This window comes from Vreelandella boliviensis LC1 (genome assembly GCF_000236035.1).
GTDB lineage: Bacteria > Pseudomonadota > Gammaproteobacteria > Pseudomonadales > Halomonadaceae > Vreelandella > Vreelandella boliviensis.
This window is the reverse complement of the sequence record NZ_JH393257.1, coordinates 1,834,879-1,857,561: the sequence shown is the minus strand read 5'-3', so window position 1 is coordinate 1,857,561 and position 22,683 is coordinate 1,834,879. Positions and strand designations below refer to the sequence as shown.

The window sequence follows — 22,683 nt, the reverse complement described above, 5'->3', positions numbered from 1 at the left end:
TTGGCAGTGGCAGCAGAAACAGCAAACATAAAAGTACCAGTGCATATCATTACCGGCTTTCTCGGCAGCGGTAAAACCACGCTTATCCACAGCCTAATTGAGCAGAAGCCTGTGGATGAAAAGTGGGCCATCCTGGTCAACGAGTTTGGCCAAATCGGTATCGATCAGGCGATGTTTGACGCCCGTGACGATGTAGTAGTGAAAGGCCTGCCCGGCGGCTGCCTGTGCTGCCAACTCGCCTTTGTGCTGCAAGCGGCGCTGGTGAATTTACTCGCACGCAGCAAACCCGACCGGGTAATCATTGAACCCTCTGGCCTTGGCCACCCGGCGGGCCTGCTGGATCTACTGCGCGGCGAAGCCTTTCAAGAGGTGGTGGAAGTGCGCGATATTATTGCCACGCTCGACCCACGCCGCATGGACGACGCCCGCGCCCTGCAGCACGACACTTTTCGCGATCAGCTTGATATGGCCGATGCCGTGGCATTGACCATGCTCGACCACAGCACTCCCGAACAGCTCAGCGCCGCCCACGCTTTTGTGGCGCAGTGCTGGCCACCGCGCAAATGGGTGCAGGAAGTCCCGCAAGGCGAACTACCGATAGTACTGTTGACCCAAAGCGGAAACGCCGAAGCGAACGCTATAAATGTGCCCACCAGCCATCAACAGCTGGCGACAACGCCCAGCTTAGCAGGGTCATTTTTTGATTTTCCGCCCCCACCCGGCAAACCACAACGTGAAACCGGCGCTTCGCTGGGCTACACCAGTTCGGGGTTTCGCTGGCACCCAAGCGAGCGCTTCGACCTGGATAGCTTGGCCAAATGTTTTGGAGAGCTACCCAGGGAGGCACGCATTAAAGGCGTGTTACATACCGATAGCGGCTGGAAACGCCTTAACCGCGCCGAAGGTACGCTCAGCGTTGAAAGCAGCGCGTGGCGGCAAGACTCCCGGCTGGAAGTTATCCTTCCCGATACGAGCCCCGCTCTCAATATCGATATCGAAGGCCGACTTCGCTTACTGATGCTAGGTTAATCGCCCGTAATCAATCGCTCAATGGCCTCTGCGGTGACCGGTCGCCCAAACAGATAGCCTTGAGAAGCATGACAGTCATGCGCCAGAAGCCACGCTTGCTGCGCTTTGGTCTCTACTCCTTCCGCAATAACCTCTAGATTGAGGCTCTCTGCCAGGGCAATGGTACTCTCGACAATCGCCGCGTTGGCTTGGCTTTCGAGCACCTGCTGCACAAAGGATTGGTCGATTTTTAGCTGATCCAGCGGTAGTTGAGCTAAATAAGCCAGTGACGAGTAGCCGGTGCCAAAATCATCCAGGGAGAAGCGTACGCCGCGCGCTTTAAGAGCGAGCATTTTATCCCGAGCGTCATCTCGCGCTTCCACAAATAGCGACTCGGTCACTTCCAATTTTAGCTGCTGAAGCGGTGCCTGGGTACGCGCAAACACCCCCTCTACACGGGCCAGAAATTGCTCATCGCGAAACTGTAGCGGACTGATATTCACCGATATGGTCAATTCGCTAAGCCTCGGGTGCTGCGCCCAGCGAGCCAATTGATAGCAGGCATCTTCCAATACCCATTCGCCCACATCGTTTATCAGCTCATTGCTTTCCAACAGTGGAATAAAATCGCCTGGAGAGACCATGCCGCGCTCGGGGTGATGCCAGCGCAGTAGCGCTTCCACGCCAGTAATCCTGCCGTGTTGATCCACCTGAGGCTGATAATAGAGCTGCCACTGCTGACTTGCCTGCGCTTGGATCAGATCCGCCTCTAATTTTACATGAGCAAGAAGCGCAGCCTGCATTGAGGGATCAAAAAAGCACACACCATGGCGGCCGTTGCTCTTAGCCTGAAAAAGCGCCATATCCACTTGCTGCAGATAGTCATCAACGCCGTACTCATTGCTCGCCATAATCGCAATACCAATATTACCCGTTACCATGATGCTCTCTTCGGCAAGGCCGATTGGCTCGTTAAGGGCTGCCAGCAACTTATGCGCGATACGCTCCACAAGCCGATTGGTTTGGGCGTGATTGCTATCAACGCCCTCAATTAATACCGCAAACTCATCGCTCCCCAGCCGTGCCAAGGTATCGGTATCGCGCAGCATCTGGCCCATCCGCCGAGCAACGCGCTGTAACACTTGGTCTCCCGCATAGTGACCCAGGGTGTCATTGATTTGCTTAAAGTTATCGATATCGATAAATAGCAGTGCCCCGCAACGCTGATGCCGCTGGAGCTCCTTGAGGGCGGTATCTATACGATCCATAAACAGCCGCCGGTTTGCCAATCCGGTTAAGGTGTCATAAAACGCAAGTTGATGGATTTCTTGCTCTGCGGCTTTGCGCTCACTGATATCGCTCATAGTGGCCACGTAGTGAGTTAATGTGCCCGCTACGTCGTACACCGCGCTAATGGTTAGCCATTCAGGAAACAGTTCACCACTCTTACGCTGGTTCCATATCTCGCCTTCCCAATTACCTGTTTTGATGACTCGTTTCCATAAACGACGATAAAAGGCTGCATTTTGTAGGCCAGAGCTAAACATACGCGGGTTATTACCCACTATCTCGGCTTCGCTATAGCCGGTAATGCGGCTGAAGGTTTCATTAACCTTGAGAATGGTGCCCCGTGGATCGGTAATAAGAATGCCTAAGTGAGTTTGAAAAGCGGCAGCGGCAATTTGAGCCTCTGCACGCGCCTGTTCACGCTCTTCAATACGCTGGCGCAATTGATGTGCCAACGCTAAACGGTTTAAGTAGTGTCGTGCCCCCCAGGCACCCAGCAGGGCAATAACGGCCATCACCAGCGTTAAGATCAAGGCACGCTGGCGCCACGCCGATAGCAGCTCGTTAAGATCGATGCCTACCACCGCCAGCATGGGATACTCGCCTACTCTCAGTATGCGGAACAGCCGCTTACGGCCATCAATAGGTGAGTCAAAGTTGATAGACCAAGTAGACTCACCACGGGCGAGCCACTCAGTCGTTTCTGGACTATCAATTTGACTGCCGATCGAAAATGGCTCCTCCGGTATCGGGTATCGAGCAATAAATTTTAAACCGGGGTCGACCAGCGCAATGCTCTCGCCGTCGTAAACACTCATCTGCTCAAGCGCGTCGGCAAATACTTCAGGCACAATGCTAGAGATGGCCACGCCTGCGAATTCGCCTGTCGAGGTCTCTAATCGTCGGCCATGGTACAGATAGTAGCGTTGATCAATGTCAGACCAGTAGAGCGGGGTAATCAGCTCCTTCTGCCCGGCTTGCTTGAATGCATTAAAAAACGCTGACTCGCTGATATCAGCATCTGGTTTTCGGTTGCCGCGGCCGCTCGCCAGTGCTCGGCCTTCGGCGCTCAAAACAGTGATTTCGTCCACCATTGGCATATATAGGGTCAGGTTTTCTAATGAGCGCTTAAGCGCCTGATCATTGTCACTATTAGGCATCCCTTGCAACGCCAGCAATTCCGCAAGCCCAAACAGGGCTTGACCGCTTTGTGCAAACACGCCTTTCGCCCACTCATTGACCACATTAGCGCGGGCGGTAATCCGCGACTCAGCGGCCTCAATTTCTTGCTTGTACTGTTCGCTCAGCAGCCAACCAAACAGTACCGTCATGACGAACAGTGCTAACAGATATAACGCAACCACATGACGGCGTTGTTGACGATAAGTCTTGGTAGCTTTTAAAACATCATCATTTACATTAATGGGAGTAACGGACATCGCGCAGAGGCCTTATTCGGGCAACCCATCGGGGCACCTGATACAGTGTAAAGAGTAACCAGATACAATACATAGCACGCGCTGACACGTGGCTTTATCCAATAGAATAGTGCAGCGATGCTTTTGTGATGTATATCAGTTTTTATCGCCGTTAATACGTTGAAAAGAGTAACGTTATGCATTGATAGCCTACCTACCAGGGAATTGTTATGGCATCGCTGGGCCAAATGAGCGACTACGAGATACGACTAATCCGTATTTTTAAGACGGTTGTTGAGTGCGGCGGCTTTACCGCGGCGGAAACCACGCTGGGCATTAGCCGCTCTGCAATTAGCCAGCACATGAACGACTTGGAGGGACGGCTAGGCTTTTCGCTCTGCCAGCGGGGGCGTGGCGGGTTTAGTTTAACCGAAGAAGGCAAAGAGATTTATCAGGCAGGATTGACACTACTGGCCGCGCTTGAAACCTTCAAAAGCGACGTTAATGCCCTGCATCAAACGATTAAAGGCGAACTGAATATCGGCATCACCGACAATCTGGTGACACTGCCCGCCATGCACGTGACCAATGCCTTGGCTGAGCTTAGCGCGCCGGCGCATGAGGTCACACTGCATATTCATATGGAGCCTTCTGATGCGGTCATTCGAGGCGTGATGGATGGCCACCTGCACGTCGGCGTAGTGCCTGCTGTGAACCTGCCCACCAGTTTAGAAGCGCGGCACCTTTATGATGAGCCCTCGTATCTTTATTGCGCGGCTGGTCATCCGCTGTTTTCAGAAGACGATGACACGCTCTGTTGTGCAGATATCGCCCAACACTCGGCTATTTCGCCCCGCTATCCGCTACCGGTTGAGGCGCGCCAGGCGCATGATGCGCTAAACCTGCGTGCTTCAGCATCCGACCGCGAAGGCGCCGCATTTTTGATTCTTACAGGGCGCTTTATCGGTTTCCTGCCTGAACACGTAGCCGCTCAGTGGGTATCAGCGGGCAAGATGCGGGCGCTGCATACCGCCACGCAGCACTATCGCATTCCGTTTGTACTGATTACCCGCCATGACCGACGTCCTAACCGCGTTGTTGATGCGTTTCTGCGCTTAATCAAAAGCAGTTAAGGTAAAAACCCGGCAGCAATGCCGGGTTTAAACTGTTTAACGCTGCTCCGTTGCCTTATTGGCCATTATCGGCGCTGGGCCCGCCTGGGGCGATGACGCCAACACTTGGCTTGCCAAGTAGTAAACAATTGCCCCCAGCGCAGAGCCGGTGAACCAGCCGTAGTCGTAGAACCAATCCATAGTGCCAGTTAACAGCGACAACAAAGTAAGCGCCACCGGCACGCCAAAGGCGATAAAACCGGCAATATTCACCGCAGGATAAGCATGGCTATCCATATACAGGCTGGGCACATCCAAGCGCTGCTTTTTAATTAAGAAGTAATCCACCGCCATAATCCCCGCGATTGGACCCAGCAGACTGGAGTAACCCAGCAGCCAGTTAGAGTACATCTGCTCAAGGGAAACCCCTGGCGGAATAACACCCGCTTTTTGCAGCAAATCGTAGCCCATCAGTAGCACGCCTACCGCACCGGTCATTAGCACGCCGCGGGTCTGGTTAATTAATTTAGGGGCAATGTTCTGAAAATCGTTGGTAGGCGAAACGATGTTAGAAGCCGTATTGGTGGAGATCGTGGCGATAATGATCAACAGCATCGCCAGTACCACCCAGAAGGGGCTGTCGATATAGCCGATCAAACGCACCGGGTCGGCAACGGTTTGGCCCACCAACGACTCAGACGCAGCGGTTAACACCACACCAAGCGCGGCAAAGAAAAACATCGTTAGCGGCAGCCCAATCACTTGGCCAACAATCTGATCTTTTTGGCTTTTGGCAAAGCGGCTGAAATCGGGAATATTCAGCGACAGCGTGGCCCAAAAGCCCACCATGGCGGTTAAGCCCGCGAAGAAATAGCCGTACACCGATGCCCCTTCCGGGCGCGACGGCGGTTGTGCCAGCAGCTCGGTCATCGACATGTTGGGCCACGCCCATATCATCAGCCCAATACCAACGGCTAACAGCAGAGGCGCCGCTAGGGTCTCCAACCATTTGATAGATTCTGCCCCACGAATGACCACGTAAAGATTCATCGCGCCGAAGACAAAAAAGCCGATCACCTCGCCCAAACCACCCAGCGCTGCCCAAGCAGGAATCAGCTCAGCAAGCAGCAGATGAATCGCCAACCCGCCAAACATGGTTTGAATACCAAACCAGCCGCAGCCTACCAAGGCGCGCACCAAGCAAGGCACATTGGAGCCTAAAATACCGAACGATGAGCGCAGCACCACCGGGAAGGGGATACCGAACTTAGTCCCGGGAAAGGCATTTAGAGTAAGAGGAATCAGCACGATGACATTGGCTAAAAGAATCGCGAAAAGGGCCTCCCCGACGCTCAAGCCGAAGTAGGCAGTTAATACCCCGCCTAAGGTATAGGTGGGCACACAGATCGACATACCTACCCAAAGCGCGGCAATGTTCCATTTACTCCAAGTACGCTCGCTGGCCTGGGTAGGCGCAATATCCTCATTAAAGCGCGAGCTACTGCGTACATCGTCTCCTACATCAAGCTCTATTAGCCCACCTCGATCCACCATCTGAGAGGTTGTTTCGGTCATTTTTTATCTCCTCAGCATTGCGTTGCCCATCACTCCCACGATCAGTGGAGCTGTTCAAAAGACGCTTAAAAATCATTCTTTTAAAAACCATCTTTTTAAAAGCCAAGCAATAAGTGTGCCTACCAACAAAAGCAGGACAACTAACTCTTTGATTAAAAAGCTGTCTTTATGGACAACAATATTATTGTTAGCTCGTTATCTTTTTACCCTTTCCACTTAAAACAAAAACCGATTAGACAAAGCTAGGTCAAAAAAAATATTTGCACCAATATTAAACAAAAAAATACAGCAACCACGCATTATAAATATAATAACAGTATGATTTTAAAGTAAAAAATAAATCACTCAAAAAGGTGCAAGGGTTCACCAAAAAAGGGAATGCCACTGCTCATAACAATAAAAACAAGCAAACTCAAAGAGTTAAAAGCGACTGTATGAATCGCATTTTAAGACTTGCTAAAACCACCAAGCCAGCGATACTTTCAACAAAAGCTGTCGCATTAGTCAGCTTTATAATATTAATTCTCAACGCCTAAACACGCTTCAAATCAACAATCAGAATCAAACACCAGAGGGAGTGTCTTATGCAGAAGATGAAAATCGGCCTGATTCAAATGGGCCTGAAAACCAGCACCGACCTAGAGCCCGCGGCCATTCGCGACGCGATGAACGAAGCGCATCTACCGATGATTCAACAAGCGGCGGATCAAGGCGTACAGGTACTGTGTTTCCAGGAAGTATTTAACCAACCCTATTTTTGCCCCAGCCAAGACGGCAAATGGTACGCCGCCGCCGAGCGGGTGCCGGAAGGTCCTACCTGCCAGATGATGCAGAAACTGGCCGCCGAGCACCGAATGGTCATTATCGTGCCGGTGTACGAAGAGACCGAAACTGGCGTGTACTACAACACGGCGGCAGTGTTCGACGCCGACGGCAGCTACCTGGGCAAGTACCACAAAACCCATATTCCGCAGGTAGCTGGGTTCTGGGAAAAATTCTTCTTCAAGCCGGGCCAATCCAACTGGCCGGTGTTCGACACCGCCTACGGCAAGATCGGCGTTTACATCTGCTACGACCGTCACTTCCCCGAAGGCTGGCGGGCACTGGCACTTAATGGCGCTGAAGTGATCTTCAATCCCTCCGCCACCGTGGCTGGGCTTTCCCAGTACCTGTGGGAGCTGGAGCAGCCAGCCGCCGCCGCCGCCAACGGCTGTTTTATCGCCGCCATCAACCGCGTTGGTACCGAGGCGCCTTGGAACATCGGCGATTTCTACGGCTCCAGCTATATCGTCAACCCCCGCGGCAAGATCGAGGCCCAGGCCAGCGAAACAGAAGACGAATTGCTGGTCCACGAGATCGATTTGGACATGGTGCGCGAGGTGCGCAACAACTGGCAGTTCTTCCGCGACCGTCGCCCAGAAACCTATACCCGCCTCACCGACGGTGAATGATTCTGCTGGCTTGTCCCGTCTGCCTGCAAAAAATAACAGGAGCGAAACATGAGCGTATTGATCAAGGGTGGCACCGTCGTCACCCACGCTGACACCTACCGGGCCGACGTGCTGTGTGTGGACGGCAAAATCCACGCCATCGGCACCGATTTAGACGTCCCCTCAGGCTGCGAAACCATTGATGCCAGCGACCAACTGGTGATGCCTGGCGGCATTGACCCGCATACTCATATGCAGCTGCCCTTCATGGGCACCGTGGCCAGCGAAGATTTCTACACCGGCACCGCCGCGGCCCTGGCGGGCGGCACCACTTCGATCATCGACTTCGTGATCCCCCAGCCAGGTCAGTCACTATTGGAAGCCTTCGAAACCTGGCAGGGCTGGGCGGAAAAAGCCGCCACCGATTTTGCCTTCCACGTGGCGATCACCTGGTGGGACGACAGCGTGCGGGAGGAAATGGGCACGCTTGTGCATGAGCACGGGGTGAACAGCTTCAAGCATTTCATGGCCTACAAGGGCGCCATCATGGCCACCGATGACATTCTGGTGGAGAGCTTTTCGCGCTGCCTGGAGCTGGGGGCGATTCCCACAGTACACGCGGAAAATGGCGAGCTGGTCTATCACATGCAGCAGAAACTGCTCGCCCAAGGCATGACAGGGCCGGAAGCCCACCCGCTTTCGCGCCCGCCTCAGGTGGAAGGCGAAGCCGCCAGCCGGGCGATCCGCATTGCTAGCACCTTAGGCGCGCCGATCTACCTCGTGCACGTATCCACCAAGGATGCGGTGGATGAGATCGCCTACGCCCGCCAGCAGGGCCACCCGGTTTACGGCGAATGTCTGGCCGGCCACCTGCTGATCGACGACAGCGTCTACCAGGATACCGACTGGGGCCGTGCCGCTGCCCATGTGATGAGCCCGCCCTTCCGGCCCAAGGGCCACCAGGAAGCGCTCTGGCACGGGCTGCAGTCGGGCAACCTGCAAACCACCGCCACCGACCACTGCTGTTTCTGTGCCGATCAGAAGGCCGCAGGCAAGGATGACTTCACCAAGATTCCCAACGGCACCGCCGGGGTCGAGGACCGCCTGGCCGTGCTGTGGGATGAAGGCGTCAACACCGGCAGGCTGTCGCCCCAGGAGTTTGTCGCGCTGACGTCAACCAACACCGCCAAGATCTTCAACCTCTACCCCCGTAAGGGCGCCATCCAGGTGGGTGCCGACGCCGACATCGTGGTGTGGGACCCAAACGGCACGCGGACGATTTCCGCCAAAACCCACCACCAAAACGTTGACTTCAATATCTTCGAAGGCAAGACGGTACGCGGTATCGCCCGACACACCATCAGCCACGGCAAATGGGTATGGCGCGACGGCGACCTACGTGCCGAGCGCGGCGCAGGCCGCTATCTGGAGCGCCCTGCCTACCCCGGTGTCTTCGAGCTGTTGGCCAAACGCGCCGAGCTGAATGCGCCAATGGCCGTAAAAAGATAACAGCTGTGCCAATAACAACAGCGGAGGCTCTACTGTGACTAGCCCACTGAACCATCTACCCAGCGCAAAAGAGGTCGGCACCTACGACCCGGATACGCTGGCAAGCAACTTTAGCGATCTGCACCCGCCGCTGACCCATCGCCAAGCGATGATCGAAAGTCAGCGCTGTCTCTACTGCTTCGATGCGCCCTGCGTGGAGGCCTGCCCCTCGGAAATCGATATTCCCAGCTTCATTCGCCAGATCAGCGAAAACAACATCAACGGCGCGGCGGAAACCATCCTGGAAGCCAACATACTGGGCGGCAGCTGCGCCCGGGTGTGCCCAACAGAAATTCTTTGCGAACGCAGCTGCGTGCGCAACCACGACGCCGAATGCCAGCCGGTTCTGATCGGTTTGCTGCAGCGTCACGCCACTGACCATATGCAGTTCGAAGGCCATCCCTTTAAACGCGCCGCATCCACCGGCCGTCATGTGGCCGTGGTCGGCGCAGGCCCCGCTGGTCTCTCCTGTGCGCACCGACTGGCGATGCTCGGCCATCAGGTGAGCATTTTTGAAGCCGAGCAAAAGCCCGGCGGACTCAACGAATACGGCATTGCCCGCTACAAGATGACCGATGACTTCGCCCGTAAGGAAGTCGAGTTTCTGCTCGACATCGGCGGCATCGACATTCAGTACGGGCAGCGCTTAGGTGATAACCTCGAACTCGCCACGCTACACAAGCAATACGACAGTGTATTCCTAGGCTTGGGCCTGGGTGCCAGCCGCGCGTTGGGGCTAACGGGCGAAGATGCGCCAGGTCTTATGCCCGCTGTGGATTACATCAAAACCCTGCGCCAGACCGACGACCTGGGCAGCCTCGCCGTGGCCAAGCGCTGCATCGTGATTGGCGCGGGCAATACCGCCATCGATATGGCCACCCAAATGGCCCGCTTGGGGGCGAGCGAAGTAACGTTGGTCTATCGCAGGGGCGTTGAAGCCATGTCCGCCACTGACCACGAACAGGAGATCGCCAAGGCCAACGGCGTGCGTATGATCACCTGGGCACAGCCCGACGATATTCTGCTGGACAGCCAAGGCCGGGTGGCCGGTATGCGCTTTGCCAAAACACGGGAACAAGCGGGGCAGTTAACCGCTACCGGCGAAACCTTCGAGATTGCCGCCGACGCCATCTTCAAGGCGATTGGTCAGGGCTTTGACAGCGCAAGCCTCAGCGACGCCACGGCCGCTGAGCTTGCACGCGACGGCGAGCGTATTCAGGTGGATGACATGCTGCACACCTCGCTGCCCAACGTTTACGCTGGCGGTGACTGTGTAAAACCCGGCCAGGACCTCACCGTGCAGGCCGTGCAGCACGGCAAGTTGGCGGCTCACGCCATTCACCAAGCGCTCGCCGCCAAGCAGGAGGCCGCATGAAAACATCACCTTCTACCCCCCTCTCTTTTCCAGGCAAGAAAAATAGCGGCGACAGCGTGGTCAATGGCGTTGATCTGTCGGTGAATTTCGCCGGTATCAAAGCCCCCAACCCGTTCTGGCTGGCCTCTGCACCACCCACCGATAAAGCCTATAACGTGGTGCGCGCCTATGAAGCGGGCTGGGGCGGCGTGGTATGGAAAACCCTCGGCGAAGAGCCGCCAGCGGTGAACGTTTCTTCCCGGTATTCCGCCCACTACGGCAAAAACCGTGAAGTGATTGGCTTTAACAATATCGAGCTGATTACCGACCGTTCGCTGGAGATCAACCTTAAAGAGATCACCCAGGTGAAGAAGGATTGGCCTGACCGCGCGCTAATCGTCTCCATCATGGTGCCCTGCAATGAAGAGGCCTGGGCGTATATTCTGCCGCTAGTGGAAGCTACCGGCGCGGACGGCATCGAGCTAAACCTGGGCTGCCCCCACGGCATGCCAGAGCGCGGCATGGGTGCGGCGGTGGGCCAAAACCCCGACCTGATCGAAAAAGTCACCTACTGGTGCAAGAAGCACTACTCAAAGCCAGTGATCGTCAAACTCACGCCCAACATCACCGATATTCGCGTGGGTGCCCAGGCAGCGCTCCGCGGCGGTGCCGACGCGGTCTCGCTAATTAACACCATCAACTCGATCACCAGCATCGACCTGGACAATATGGTCGCCAAACCCACGGTGGGCCACCAGAGCACCCACGGCGGCTACTGCGGCAGTGCCGTTAAGCCTATTGCCATGAACATGGTGGCGGAAATTGCCCGCGACCCAGCGACGCCAACGCTGCCGATTTCCGGCATCGGCGGCATTTCCTGCTGGCGGGACGCAGCAGAATTTATCGCCCTCGGCGCGGGCAGCGTACAGGTATGTACCGCAGCAATGCTCAACGGCTTCCGCATTGTGGAAGAGATGAAGGACGGTCTTTCCCGCTGGATGGCGGAAAAAGGTTACGACTCGATTGAGGCATTCTCGCGTAAGGCGATCCCGCAAACCACCGATTGGAAACATCTGGATATCAACTTCAAAACCATCGCCCAGATCGATCAGGATCTATGCATCGAGTGCGGCCGCTGCTATATAGCCTGCGAGGACACCTCCCACCAGTCGATTGCCAAACTCACCGAACAAGATGGCACACGCCGTTATGAGGTGATTGAAGAGGAGTGCGTGGGCTGCAACCTGTGCCAGATCACTTGCCCGGTGGAGAACTGCATCACCATGGTGCCCCAGGAAACCGGACAACCCTTCCTGGCCTGGGATAACGACCCGCGCAATCCTTTCCGGGTCGCCTCTTAAACCTATCTATTAATTTGCTCACAACACTATCCGCCGCCCTCATTCTTCGAGGGCGGTCGCGTTTTCTGCAACATACTGTTCCTTCTATTCAGTGGCAACACGTCACGCTTTCCTTGAGAATATGAGAAAATATCGCATATAAAATATTTTCTCATAAAAGGAAACCCTATGACGTCTTCGCGTTTCACCTCAGCCATTGCTATACCGCTCGCCGCGATGCTGGTGTTATCAATGGCGGCTACCGCCAACGCCGACCAGCGTATCGCCACCTTCGATTTAGGCAGTCTGGATACGCTAGATGCGCTCGGTTTAAACGAGCAGGTAGTAGGCGTACCGAAAGCCAGCCTGCCCGACTATCTGGCGCAGTATGCCACCGATGATGTCACCGATATTGGTGGCCTACGCTCGCCGGATATGGACGCCATCAGCGCAAGCGAGCCCAGCCTGATTCTCTACACCGGCCGCCAGGGCGAATGGGAAAAAGAACTTGGCGAGATCGCCCCGCTGCTCAACACCAGCCTGCAGGGTGACGACTATTTAGCGGCTTTTGATACCAACGTGCGCGAACTGGCTAATCGTTTAGAAGCGGAAAGCGAAGCAGAAGAGGCACTTGCAATGCTGCACGCCGAGATAGAGACCCAGCGCGAAGCGCTAAGCAACGCTCCTCGCACGCTGGTTGTGACCCATAACGGTGGAAACCTGATGCTGAATCAACACCCAGTGGTGCACGACGTGCTGGGCTTAGCAGCCGTTGAGATGCCAGAGAGCGTAATAACGGAAACCCGCGGTACACGCACCTTTACCCCGCTGTCACCTGAAGCAATTAGCGAAATTGACCCAGAGGTCGTGCTAGTGGTTGATCGCAGCGCTGCGATTGGCGATGAACCCGCCGACGCTGATGCCTTAACGCAAACGCTTGCAGACGCCGGTGTAGAGAAAGCGCGTGTTGTCATGCTAACACCCACGCTGTGGTATCTCTCTGGCGGTGGTCTTCATAGCCTAGCGCTGCAGATTGAAGAAGTCTCTGCGGCGCTGAACTCGCCAGGCAACTAGGCGCTCACTTCATTATTACCCCCTCTTACAACATTGGCGGAGGGGGTAACGCAGCCTAAGCGACGAGAATCGTTGGCCCATAAGGCTTCCCAATCATCTTCAGCGCTGGGCGCATAAGCGCCGATGGCTGCGACTTCGACGAGATTAAGGGAGCATGCTGTGTGCGGCTCTCCCCTTCTGCTAAACGAAAGGCAGGGAAAACCCTTTCAAACCGCGCCGCCTGCTCTTCCAGAGAACTGGCCGCTGACAAAGCCTGCTGAACCAATGCTGCGTTCTGCTGGGTTACTTCATCCATCTGGGTAATGGCCTGGTTGACGTGCTCAGAAAAATAAATCTTCAAGTACTTAAGTTTATTTACCCTTTGCCGATAAGAGCTTTTGTAACTTAACTTAGATATCAACAAGCCTTAGATTGTAGAGACAAAAATCAATGAGATTTATTAATAAAATATATTGTGGACTAGCGCTATCTACTTTGGGCCTTATTTCTGCTTGCTCGAACAATGTGCCTGGGTGTAGTGACTCTCAAGTGACAGATCTAGTCTTAGAGATCACCAATGATGAACTAACAAAGGTATGGGGACAGGAGGACGCTAATGCGACTCACTTGTCGTTGAATGCAATCCGTACAACGGATGAAAATGAAAAAACAGGTGCGCTCAATTGCGCTGCAGAACTCTCATTCAATCAAGCAACAAAGTTTCCGGTCACGTATACCGTCGAAGTAACTGACGATGAGCAGATTTACGTGACTGTTTTTGGATTGTAAGGAAAAATAAATGAATATTAAACAATTTAAATATAAACCACGGTTGGGCTTGTTTTTAATATGCTTTGCTATATTCCTCGCAATGAGCATCTTAATCCTTTACATAGCCCAACAGCCTGTCCGCAGTCATAGTATCGGAAGACTAATGGTACGGATGAAAGTGGACGCCGCACTTATTTTAAATATATTGGGCTGGATTGGTATTGCTTTTTCTGCGGCAACAGCTTATGCAGTATATTGGACAAAAACACTTGGAGAGCGTTATGTGGAAATTGGTGCTGGACGCATTCGCGCTCCTGCTTCGAACCTTTCGGCTAATATTGTAGAAGTTCCATTTAGTGAAGTTCAAAACGTCAGTGTCCAGAAAATTCAGTCGTCGCGAATTATTACCGTCCAGCATGCGAAAGGGAAAATTCGTTTCACCAACATGATGTTCCCAGAAAAAGGTGCATTCGATGAACTTATTAGTGCCTTAAGTGCTGTAAGTAATACCCACGGTGAAACAAAAAATGTCTCTAATAGCTGAGGAGCCCATCAAGCTTTGAAGGTGGCCGAGCGATACCAATCAGACCTATCATGAGATATTCGCATTATGATAACTAGTTTCAATTTATTTATAAGAAATTTAAATCAAAGTTTAAGGTAGATTGTTAAAGATATCAAAGTAGTTCTGCGTTGCAAAAAAAGCCCGTGCTTGTGAACTGCACCCCAAAAGTTGGACGCCCATCCAACTTTTGGGGTGTTTTTCATGGCGATATAGGAACGGTTTGTGCAGTGCGAGCCTGCGAAGGTAGTCCATGGTTTGGTTTACGCTGAACTAAACGCTCACGGCTAGTCGGCGTGGACCTTGATCTGGTAAAGCACGCAATAAACCACCGGCAGCACAATTAGGGTTAACAGCGTGGCGACCCCTAGACCACCGATCAGCGCAACCGCCATGCTGGCGAAGAAGGCGTCGCCAATCAGCGGAATCATCCCCAGCATGGTGGTCAGCGCGGCCATCGACACCGGCCTAACCCGACTAACCGCCGCCCGCACCACTGCATGGTAGCGGTCTTGATGCAGCGGTAGCTGCACGTTGACCTCCTCAACCAGCACGATAGCATTTTTGATCACCATACCGATCAGGCTTAGCGTGCCTAGCAGTGCCATAAATGAAAACGGCATACCAGTGAGCAACAGCGCGCCGACTACGCCAATAATGGTTAATGGCACCAGTGACCAAATGGCCAGCGGCTGGCGGAAGTTATTGAACAGCACCACAGTGAGAATAAACATCATCACGATGCCCAGTGGCAGTGAAGCGAATAGCCCACTTTGCGCTTCGCCAGAGGTCTCGTATTCACCGCCCCACTCCAACCGATAGCCAGCCGGGAGATCCAAGGCCTCGACCCTTGGACGAATGTCGGTCATTACGCTGGCGGCGGTTATCCCGCTTAACGGATCTGGCTCGCCGTACACCGCCAGCATGCGCTCGCGATTGCGGCGCATAATCAGCGGATCGGCCACCTGGGTGGTGATATCGCTGATCACTTGGTCGGCGGTGATATAGCGGCTTTGCTCGTCGCTCCACACATTGAGTGAGCCAAGGTTATCCACATCGTGACGCTGCTCTGGAATTGCCCGCGCCACTATCGGTATCAAGTCGCTGCCATCGCGATACACACCCACTTGACTGCCACTGGTACTCAGGGCAAGAGTGCTGGCCAGGTCTTCACGGGAGACACCCAACCTGCGCGCGGTATCCTCAAGAAAGATGGGCTCAATCACCTGCACGCGGTTACGCCAACTGGTGCGCACGCTGGTCATGTACGGCGTATCACGGAACATGGCCTCCACCTGATCGCCCAACTGGCGTAGCACCGCTGGATCGCTGCCGTAAAAGCGTGCCTCTAGTTTGGCTTTTGGCGCTGGGCCAACTTCTAGCGGAGCGATCTTATAGTCGATATCGCTATGGTCACGCTCCAGCACTTTCTCAACGTCGGCCATGCGGTCGTGCTGGGTCGCTTTATCGTCGGTTTCGACAATCAACTGCGCATAGCTTGCGTAACGATCTTCCGGCGAATAGGTCAGGGTAAAGCGCTGCGCCCCACCACCCACGGTGGTGGTCAGGTGGCGAACGCCGTCCATCGCCCTCACACTCTCTTCCAGTTCGCTAACACGGCGCTGGGTTTCGAGGATATCGGTGCCTTCAGGCATGCGGTAATCGACAAAAAAGATCGGCGTATTAGAGGCCGGGAAGAAAGCATTTTTGACCGAACCAAAGCCGACCACCGCGCCAGCCAATATTGCCACCATCAGCGCCAAGGTTAACCAGCGCCAGCGAATCCCGGCGATAATGACGCGTCCTACAAAACGATAAACCACGCCTTTGTAGGGGTCTTCCTGTCCATCGCCGGGGGCAATGTTGCGGAAAAACAGCTTGAAGTAGAACGGCGTTAACGTCAGCGCCGTGATCCAGCTCAACAGCAGCGAGTAAAGCAGCACGAAAAATAGCGAGCCGATAAACTCGCCGGTGGTATCGGGCGATAAACCGATGGGCGCAAAGGCCGCAATCGCGATCAGCGTGGCCGCCAGCAAGGGCCAGGCGTTTTGGCGAATCACCTGGTGCGCCGAATCGCGAATAGTATTACCGCGCTTTAACCCCACCAACATGCCTTCGGTGACCACAATGGCGTTATCCACCAGCATGCCGAGGGCGATAATCAACGCGCCCAGCGAGATTTTTTCCAGCTGCAAACCGTGAATGCGCATCAGCATGAAGGTGCCGATAATGGTGATCAGCAGGATAAAGCCCATTAACAACCCGCTGCGCCACCCCATAAACAGCATCAGCACCACGATCACGATGGCCACCGCCTGGATCAAGCTAACCAGGAAACCGGATACCGCGTCGTCGACCACCTGGGGCTGGTTGTAAACGACGTTTAGCTCCATGCCGAGTGGCGTGCGGTTTTGCAGTTCAGCCAGACGCTGCTGTAGCCGTTCCCCCACTTCAACCACGTTCACACCGCTTTCAAAGGAGACGCCCAGCGAGATAGCCGGCCTACCCATATCGCGGTAAAGCTGCTGGGGCTGCTCCGTCAGCTCGCGGCTCACATCGGCAATATCGCTCAGCCGCACCAGCTCGCCGTCGCCCTCGCTGACAATCAGGGCACGCAGATCGTCAATATTCGCTGCACTACCTGTCGGCGTAATGCGGAAGCGACGACCATCCTGTTTGAGATGCCCAGAATCTGCCACCGCATTTTGGGTATCCAGCAGCTGCTGTAGCCGGGTAAGCGGAATATTCAGCGCGCTCAGGCGTTCGCGATCAACTTCGATATAGATGCGCTCTTCATGCTCCCCGCTTAGCGACACTTTCGCGACACCCTTCACCAGAGCGAGTTCGCGTTTGAGAAAATCAGCGTGGTCAGCCAGATCCGGCATGCTATAGCCATCACCCGTCAGGTTGACCATAAAACCAAATACATCGCCAAAGTCGTCGTTAACGCGGGATTGGCTCGCCCCTGGCGGGAGCGCGGCCTGGGCATCCTGTACTTTGCGGCGCAGCGAATCCCATAATTGCTCCAACTCCTCGTTCTGCACCGTACTTTCGAGTTCAACGGTGATCTGCGAAAGACCATCAGAACTCACCGAGCTTACCCGCTTGATTGATGGCATCTCCTGGATCGACTCTTCGAGTGTCGAGGTAACTTCCTGCTCGACCTCTTCAGGCGTCGCACCGGGGTACTGCGTGGTGATCAGCGCATTGCGAATGGTAAATTCGGGGAACTCTAGTTGACCCATGCCTAAAAACGATAGCGCGCCGCCCGCCAGCAGCACCACGGTCATTAAATAGCTGGCCGCTCGATGGCGTAGAAAGTAGTCGACCATTTTAAAGTCCCTGCTCTTTTTCCCACGGCGTGACCCTGGTCTGCGCGGTTAAACGGTGGGCGCCGGCAGCCACAATGCGATCACCCGCCGCCAGTTCTCCACTGACCTCCAGGCCGTTCGAGGTTAATCGACCCACGTCCACCGGTACCACTTCAACATTTCCCGGTTCGACGAATCGCCATACCTGAGCCTGGTCGGGATCATCACCGGCATAGCTCACCGCGTCAGGCGGCAGGCGCCAAAGCGGGGCGCCATTCTCGGTTTGCAACGCGCTTAAATCCAAGCGTACGTTGGCGCTCATACCATCCAGCAAGGTGATATCGTCAGGCTGTGGCAGCGTCAGCGTGATTTCGTAGGCCAGGCTCTGGGCGCTGGCTTGGGTAGTGTAGGCGGCTAGCTGGGCAAGGTAAGGGGTATTGCTATTGCCAAAGCGCACCTCGAACGCCAGGGCATCACCGAAGGGTGTGCCATCGTTGCGCGGCATGCGTTGCACAATTTGTTCGGGGAGATGAAACACCACGTCTAACTGCCCGGGTTGCTGAATCACCGCCACCGTTTCCTGCACCTGAACAATCTGGCGGTTATCCACCGGCACTTGGGCAATCACACCGTCGTAAGGGGCGCGTAGCTTTGTATGCTCGACCTGCTCCTGAGCCTGTTCAAACGTAGCTCGGGCAGCCCGCCACTCACTCTGCGACTCATCAAACTGGGATTGACTGACCGCGCCGCGTTCCAGGGTATAACGCATGCGTTCAAGCATTGCCTTGGCCAGCTCCAAACGCGAGCGGGCGCTATCCAACTCGCTTTGAACATTACGATCATCAATGCGGGCGATCACCTCGCCCTCGTTCACCCGCTGGCCGGGGCTCACATTAAGCTCCAGTAGCTCGCCCGCCATACGAAATGACAAATTGCTGCGCGTCGTCGCCTCCACACGCGCTGGAAACTGCCGCAGCGCCGTGGCGTTTCCCGCTTCCAGGGTGACCAGCTTGACCGGGCGTGATGTGCTTTCCGACTCCGCCTGGGAGGGATCGCAGCCCGCCAAAAACAGCAAGACCAAAAGCCCTGGCAATAAACGAGTAAAAGTAACGGGCACGGCGAACTCCTTGGCAAGGTTTGCCCTCAGCATGGTCATCGGGCGAGAGATAGCATCTTTTAACTGGTATTTACTAACTGGTATTTACTAACTGGTATTTACTAACTGATGCTTACTAACTGACATTCATGAATGTCAGCGAGATGTGTATAGTAATCATCTGCAGGCGACTTTGCCATTCATCAATGCCAGAATAATGTGACTTGTTGTCCCAGGAGCCGCCATGACCCGTCGCAAGGCCGATGCCGAACGCACTCGGGAAGCCATTCTCGACGCAGCAGAAACCACTTTTCTCGCCCACGGGGTTGCTCGCACCACCCTGGCGCATATCGCCGAGTCTGCAGGCGTCACCCGAGGGGCAATTTATTGGCACTTTGCGGATAAGGCAGCGGTCTTCGATGCGCTGCTTGAGCGGGTACGTATTCCACTGGATGAAATTGTTGATGAAGCGGTACAGCGCCTTGGCACAACACCCGTGGCCTGTTTACGCGAGATTGCCCAACGATCGCTAGCGGGAATTTGTCACGATTTACCGCTGCAGCGGGCCGCCACCATTGTGCTGCACCGCTGCGAAAAGCTTGAGGACGATCACCCGCGAATCAGTATGATCACGCGGCTCTCTGGGCACGCCGAAGCGCGGGTAGAACAGTTATTCGAACAGGTTCAACAGCAAGGCCAGCTGCGCGCCGACCTGACGCCCGAAAATGCCCGCCGCCAGTTCCACAGTTTTTTAATTGGCAACTGCTTTGATTGGCTGCAAGACACCCACCAGTTTTCGCTGGACGACGCCCGCGATAGCATTGTCGAAACGCTGATGCGCGGGCTTTTAACTGTTTCAAGTCGTTAAAATTCTTCCCACTCGCGATCCGCACCGCTACTGGCTTGGGCTCCCCGAGGCGCTGGCCGGACCAGCGCAGGCTGTTGTTGTGAAGAATGTTGTGACGAATGCGGCGAAGAATGCGACGGCGTGGTTAGCGGAGAATGCTGTTCACGACTCTCCCCACCTGCTAAACGGAAGGTAGAAAAGACACCTTCAAGCCGCTCTGCCTGTTCTTCCAATGAACTTGCCGCTGACGATATCTCTTGAACCAACGACGCGTTCTGCTGAGTCACTTCATCCATCTGAGCAACCGCTTGGTTGACCTGCTCGATGCCCGAACTCTGCTCCTGCGAAGCGGCGGAGATTTCATCCATGATATCGGTCACACGGCGTACTGAACTGATCACATCCTGCATCGTAGCACCAGCGCTTTCAACAAGTACCGAGCCCTCTTTCACCTGGGCTGATGAGGCAGCGATCAACACCCTGATCTCTTTAGCTGCATCGGCACTGCGGCTAGCCAGGTTACGCACTTCGCTGGCCACTACCGCAAAGCCGCGGCCCTGTTCGCCCGCGCGCGCGGCTTCTACTGAGGCATTAAGCGCCAAGATATTGGTTTGAAAGGCAATAGAGTCGATAACCGTAATAATATCGGTAACTTTTCTAGAGCTATCAGAAATACCATGCATGGTAGTAATGACTTGTTCAACCACTTCCCCACCATGACCTGCAGTGCTTGAAGCTTCGTTTGCCAACTGACTCGCTTGGCGGGCGTTATCGGCATTCTGTTTTACGGTAGCCGTTAACTCCTCCATGCTGGATGCAGTTTCTTGCAATGAAGCCGCCTGCTGCTCGGTACGCGATGATAGATCCGCATTACCACTAGCGATTTCGCGGGCGCCTATATAGATTGAACCACAACTATCGCCTACGTCAGAGGCGGTCTTGGATAAACCGATCTGCATATCCTTCATAGCGCTGAATAATTTGCCAATCTCATTGCGTCCACGATCACTAATGTGGCTCGAAAAGTCATGTTTAGCGATGCGTTCAAAGTGTGTTAATGCCTCCTTCAGCGGCGTCACAATAGCGCCTACCATGGCGATACGAACAAATACAACGATCAAGGCGGCGAGCAACAACACAGCCAGCTCAATGTACCCAAAAACCTGCATGTCGCTTTCATAATCAGCAACTAACTGGTGATTACGTTCAGCCATCGCACTGTTATAAGCCGTATTGGCGGCGATAAAGTCTTGGTTAAGGCCACTGGTTATTTGTCTGCTCGCGTTAAACTGCGCATCATCGCCTTCGCGAACGGCCTCTTCAAAGGGCATTAGCCCTTGCTGGCGTAAATTGTCATAGCTTGTAATAACCGCCTCTGCCAGCGCTGGCTGGGCCTGCTTAGTACTAAACGATTCAAATTCTGAGAAACGCTCTTGTGCTTCCTCCCGGAAATGTTCTGCTTCGGCAAGGTAATCACGCGCTAGGCTTACATCGCCACGGCTGGCTGCATCAAAGCTGTTCATATAGAAAAGCTGGGCGTTGGCCACTGATACTTGACTGCGATTAAGCGCCCTCATTTGGTCGGCACCTTGGTCTACACCTGATAGTGCAGAAGCACCTTCATTGCCTGCTTTGTAGCCCAAAGCAGCAATGATGATTATTAACAATGAAAAAATAGCTAACACTAAGGTTAGGCTCATTTTGACTGAGATATTACGAAGAACACTGTTCATGGTAAGAGACGTCTCTAAACTCTGGCTAACACTTCATTAGCAATGTTGACATTTAGTTAAGGTGGCGCCAATAAATGCAATGAACGAGAGCATGACGAATCGAACCACTTGGCAAGCGTTGAATCCACTTTGAGAATAAATCTCTTTTGATTTCATATACGCACAGACATTCACAGCAATCGTCAGAGGCACCTTAACCTCTCCTCAGAAAATGCAGCAGTGAACGTCACGCGATTAGCATTATTCATCAAGTAATTTAACTATCGACCTCTATTGAATTAACTTTAGTTTTCTTTAACCATTTTAAAAAACCGCAAACAGCCGTTTGAAAAGTAATTTACCTTATGGATTACTAAGTTGGTCAGCCAATGCCTCACTCATTGGCACGTTAAGCGTAATGCCTTTACCCGGCAGCGGCTGATGAAACCAGCGGTCATAAATCGATTCCATATCAGGGCTGGTGTAGATGGTATGAAGGGCTTTATTGACTTGCTCAGCAAATGCGTCATCACCGAGCCGCATCATAAAACCCAGCGGTTGTGATTCTGTTAACGGCTCAGTGGATAAGACGTACGCATCGGGACTATCTGATTCGGCAATCATTGCGCTAAGTAGAATATCATCCATCGCAAAGGCCGCAACGCGGCCATCCGTGACTAAATCAAACGCTTCTTGCAACGTATCGACAGGCACTACCGACAAATGCAGGCGCTGCTCTCGGTTCACTTGATTGACTTGCCCGACATTGACCGTACCTCGCGCCACGCTAACGCTCTGCCCGGCCAAATCTTCTAACGTCTTAAAACCACTCTCGCGCAGCGCCACATAGCGCACGTTGACAAAATAATGGCTCAGAGCAAACAGCGCGCTGCGCCGCCTTTCGACAGTGTTAGTACTGGCGTTGCATTCAATATCAATATCGCCATGGTTGAGTAGCTGAACCCGGTTACTGGGTGTACGAGGCACATAGGCTATTTCAAGTGACGAAAGCCCCAGATTTACCTTCAACTGTTCAGCTAAACGCCGACAAATATCGATAGAATAGCCAACCACTTGCCCCTGATTATCTAGATAGGAAAAAGGCGCTGTATCGCCGTAGCCCACGCGCAATGTGGCCGTTTTTTCTATTCGTTCAAGCGTATCAATCGGCGCCGTTGCTTGCGCTGTGACGCCACTAAGCGCCATTGCCAGTAAGCCGCAACATCCTATGAATATTGTTTTGTACATTGCACACCTCC

16 protein-coding genes are annotated in these 22,683 nt (G+C 54.0%); 9 read left to right on the top strand and 7 right to left on the bottom strand.

Annotation, left to right across the window (positions count from 1 at the left end; all coding sequences use genetic code 11):
* Positions 1-6: 6 nt before the first annotated feature.
* Positions 7-1,029: a CobW family GTP-binding protein gene (locus KUC_RS08260; protein ID WP_007112715.1), complete on the top strand. Its 1,023-nt coding sequence runs from the start codon at positions 7-9 to the stop codon at positions 1,027-1,029.
* On the opposite strand, the gene KUC_RS08255 is transcribed toward KUC_RS08260, so the two are convergent.
* A complete protein-coding gene (locus KUC_RS08255) occupies positions 1,026-3,734 on the bottom strand; it encodes a bifunctional diguanylate cyclase/phosphodiesterase (protein WP_007112714.1) in 2,709 nt (902 codons plus the stop codon). The genes KUC_RS08260 and KUC_RS08255 overlap by 4 nt on opposite strands.
* 209 nt (positions 3,735-3,943) lie before the next feature.
* Between KUC_RS08255 and KUC_RS08250 the strand changes: the two genes are divergently transcribed.
* Entirely contained in the window at positions 3,944-4,846 is a 903-nt protein-coding gene (locus KUC_RS08250; protein ID WP_007112713.1) for a LysR family transcriptional regulator, read from the top strand.
* Between the two features lie 36 nt (positions 4,847-4,882).
* On the opposite strand, the gene KUC_RS08245 is transcribed toward KUC_RS08250, so the two are convergent.
* Positions 4,883-6,400 (bottom strand): NCS1 family nucleobase:cation symporter-1, encoded by a 1,518-nt coding sequence (locus KUC_RS08245; RefSeq protein WP_007112712.1) that lies wholly within the window; start codon positions 6,398-6,400, stop codon positions 4,883-4,885.
* Between the two features lie 584 nt (positions 6,401-6,984).
* Here KUC_RS08245 and KUC_RS08240 point away from each other — a divergent pair.
* From KUC_RS08240 to KUC_RS08220, 5 genes are all read left to right on the top strand, one after another.
* A complete protein-coding gene (locus KUC_RS08240) occupies positions 6,985-7,851 on the top strand; it encodes a nitrilase-related carbon-nitrogen hydrolase (RefSeq protein ID WP_007112710.1) in 867 nt (288 codons plus the stop codon).
* Positions 7,852-7,899: 48 nt separating this feature from the next.
* Positions 7,900-9,339: a dihydropyrimidinase gene (hydA, locus tag KUC_RS08235; RefSeq protein WP_007112709.1), complete on the top strand. Its 1,440-nt coding sequence runs from the start codon at positions 7,900-7,902 to the stop codon at positions 9,337-9,339.
* 34 nt (positions 9,340-9,373) lie between these two features.
* Positions 9,374-10,753, top strand: a complete 1,380-nt coding sequence (locus KUC_RS08230) for an NAD(P)-dependent oxidoreductase (protein WP_007112708.1) — start codon at positions 9,374-9,376, stop codon at positions 10,751-10,753.
* Positions 10,750-12,093 carry an NAD-dependent dihydropyrimidine dehydrogenase subunit PreA gene (gene preA / locus KUC_RS08225; protein WP_007112707.1) on the top strand — a complete coding sequence of 448 codons (1,344 nt, stop codon included), beginning with the start codon at positions 10,750-10,752 and terminating at the stop codon, positions 12,091-12,093. Before KUC_RS08230 ends, preA begins: the two co-directional genes overlap by 4 nt.
* Before the next feature lie 168 nt (positions 12,094-12,261).
* Entirely contained in the window at positions 12,262-13,146 is an 885-nt protein-coding gene (locus KUC_RS08220; RefSeq protein ID WP_007112706.1) for an ABC transporter substrate-binding protein, read from the top strand.
* A 55-nt stretch (positions 13,147-13,201) separates the two neighbouring features.
* Here KUC_RS08220 and KUC_RS08215 read toward each other — a convergent pair whose 3' ends face one another.
* Positions 13,202-13,441: a hypothetical protein gene (locus tag KUC_RS08215; protein WP_244264779.1), complete on the bottom strand. Its 240-nt coding sequence runs from the start codon at positions 13,439-13,441 to the stop codon at positions 13,202-13,204.
* A gap of 483 nt (positions 13,442-13,924) precedes the next feature.
* Here KUC_RS08215 and KUC_RS08205 point away from each other — a divergent pair, with 483 nt between their 5' ends.
* Positions 13,925-14,440, top strand: coding sequence for a hypothetical protein (locus KUC_RS08205; protein ID WP_040479934.1), 516 nt, complete (start codon positions 13,925-13,927; stop codon positions 14,438-14,440).
* A 305-nt stretch (positions 14,441-14,745) separates the two neighbouring features.
* On the opposite strand, the gene KUC_RS08200 is transcribed toward KUC_RS08205, so the two are convergent.
* Entirely contained in the window at positions 14,746-17,790 is a 3,045-nt protein-coding gene (locus KUC_RS08200; protein WP_007112703.1) for an efflux RND transporter permease subunit, read from the bottom strand.
* A 1-nt stretch (position 17,791) separates the two neighbouring features.
* Positions 17,792-18,886, bottom strand: coding sequence for an efflux RND transporter periplasmic adaptor subunit (locus KUC_RS08195; protein ID WP_141243408.1), 1,095 nt, complete (start codon positions 18,884-18,886; stop codon positions 17,792-17,794).
* Between the two features lie 223 nt (positions 18,887-19,109).
* Here KUC_RS08195 and KUC_RS08190 point away from each other — a divergent pair, with 223 nt between their 5' ends.
* Entirely contained in the window at positions 19,110-19,733 is a 624-nt protein-coding gene (locus KUC_RS08190; protein ID WP_007112701.1) for a TetR family transcriptional regulator, read from the top strand.
* Here KUC_RS08190 and KUC_RS08185 read toward each other — a convergent pair.
* Positions 19,730-21,445 (bottom strand): methyl-accepting chemotaxis protein, encoded by a 1,716-nt coding sequence (locus tag KUC_RS08185; RefSeq protein WP_007112700.1) that lies wholly within the window; start codon positions 21,443-21,445, stop codon positions 19,730-19,732. The genes KUC_RS08190 and KUC_RS08185 overlap by 4 nt on opposite strands.
* Positions 21,446-21,787: 342 nt before the next feature.
* Positions 21,788-22,672, bottom strand: coding sequence for an amino acid ABC transporter substrate-binding protein (locus KUC_RS08180; protein ID WP_141243409.1), 885 nt, complete (start codon positions 22,670-22,672; stop codon positions 21,788-21,790).
* Positions 22,673-22,683: the final 11 nt, after the last annotated feature.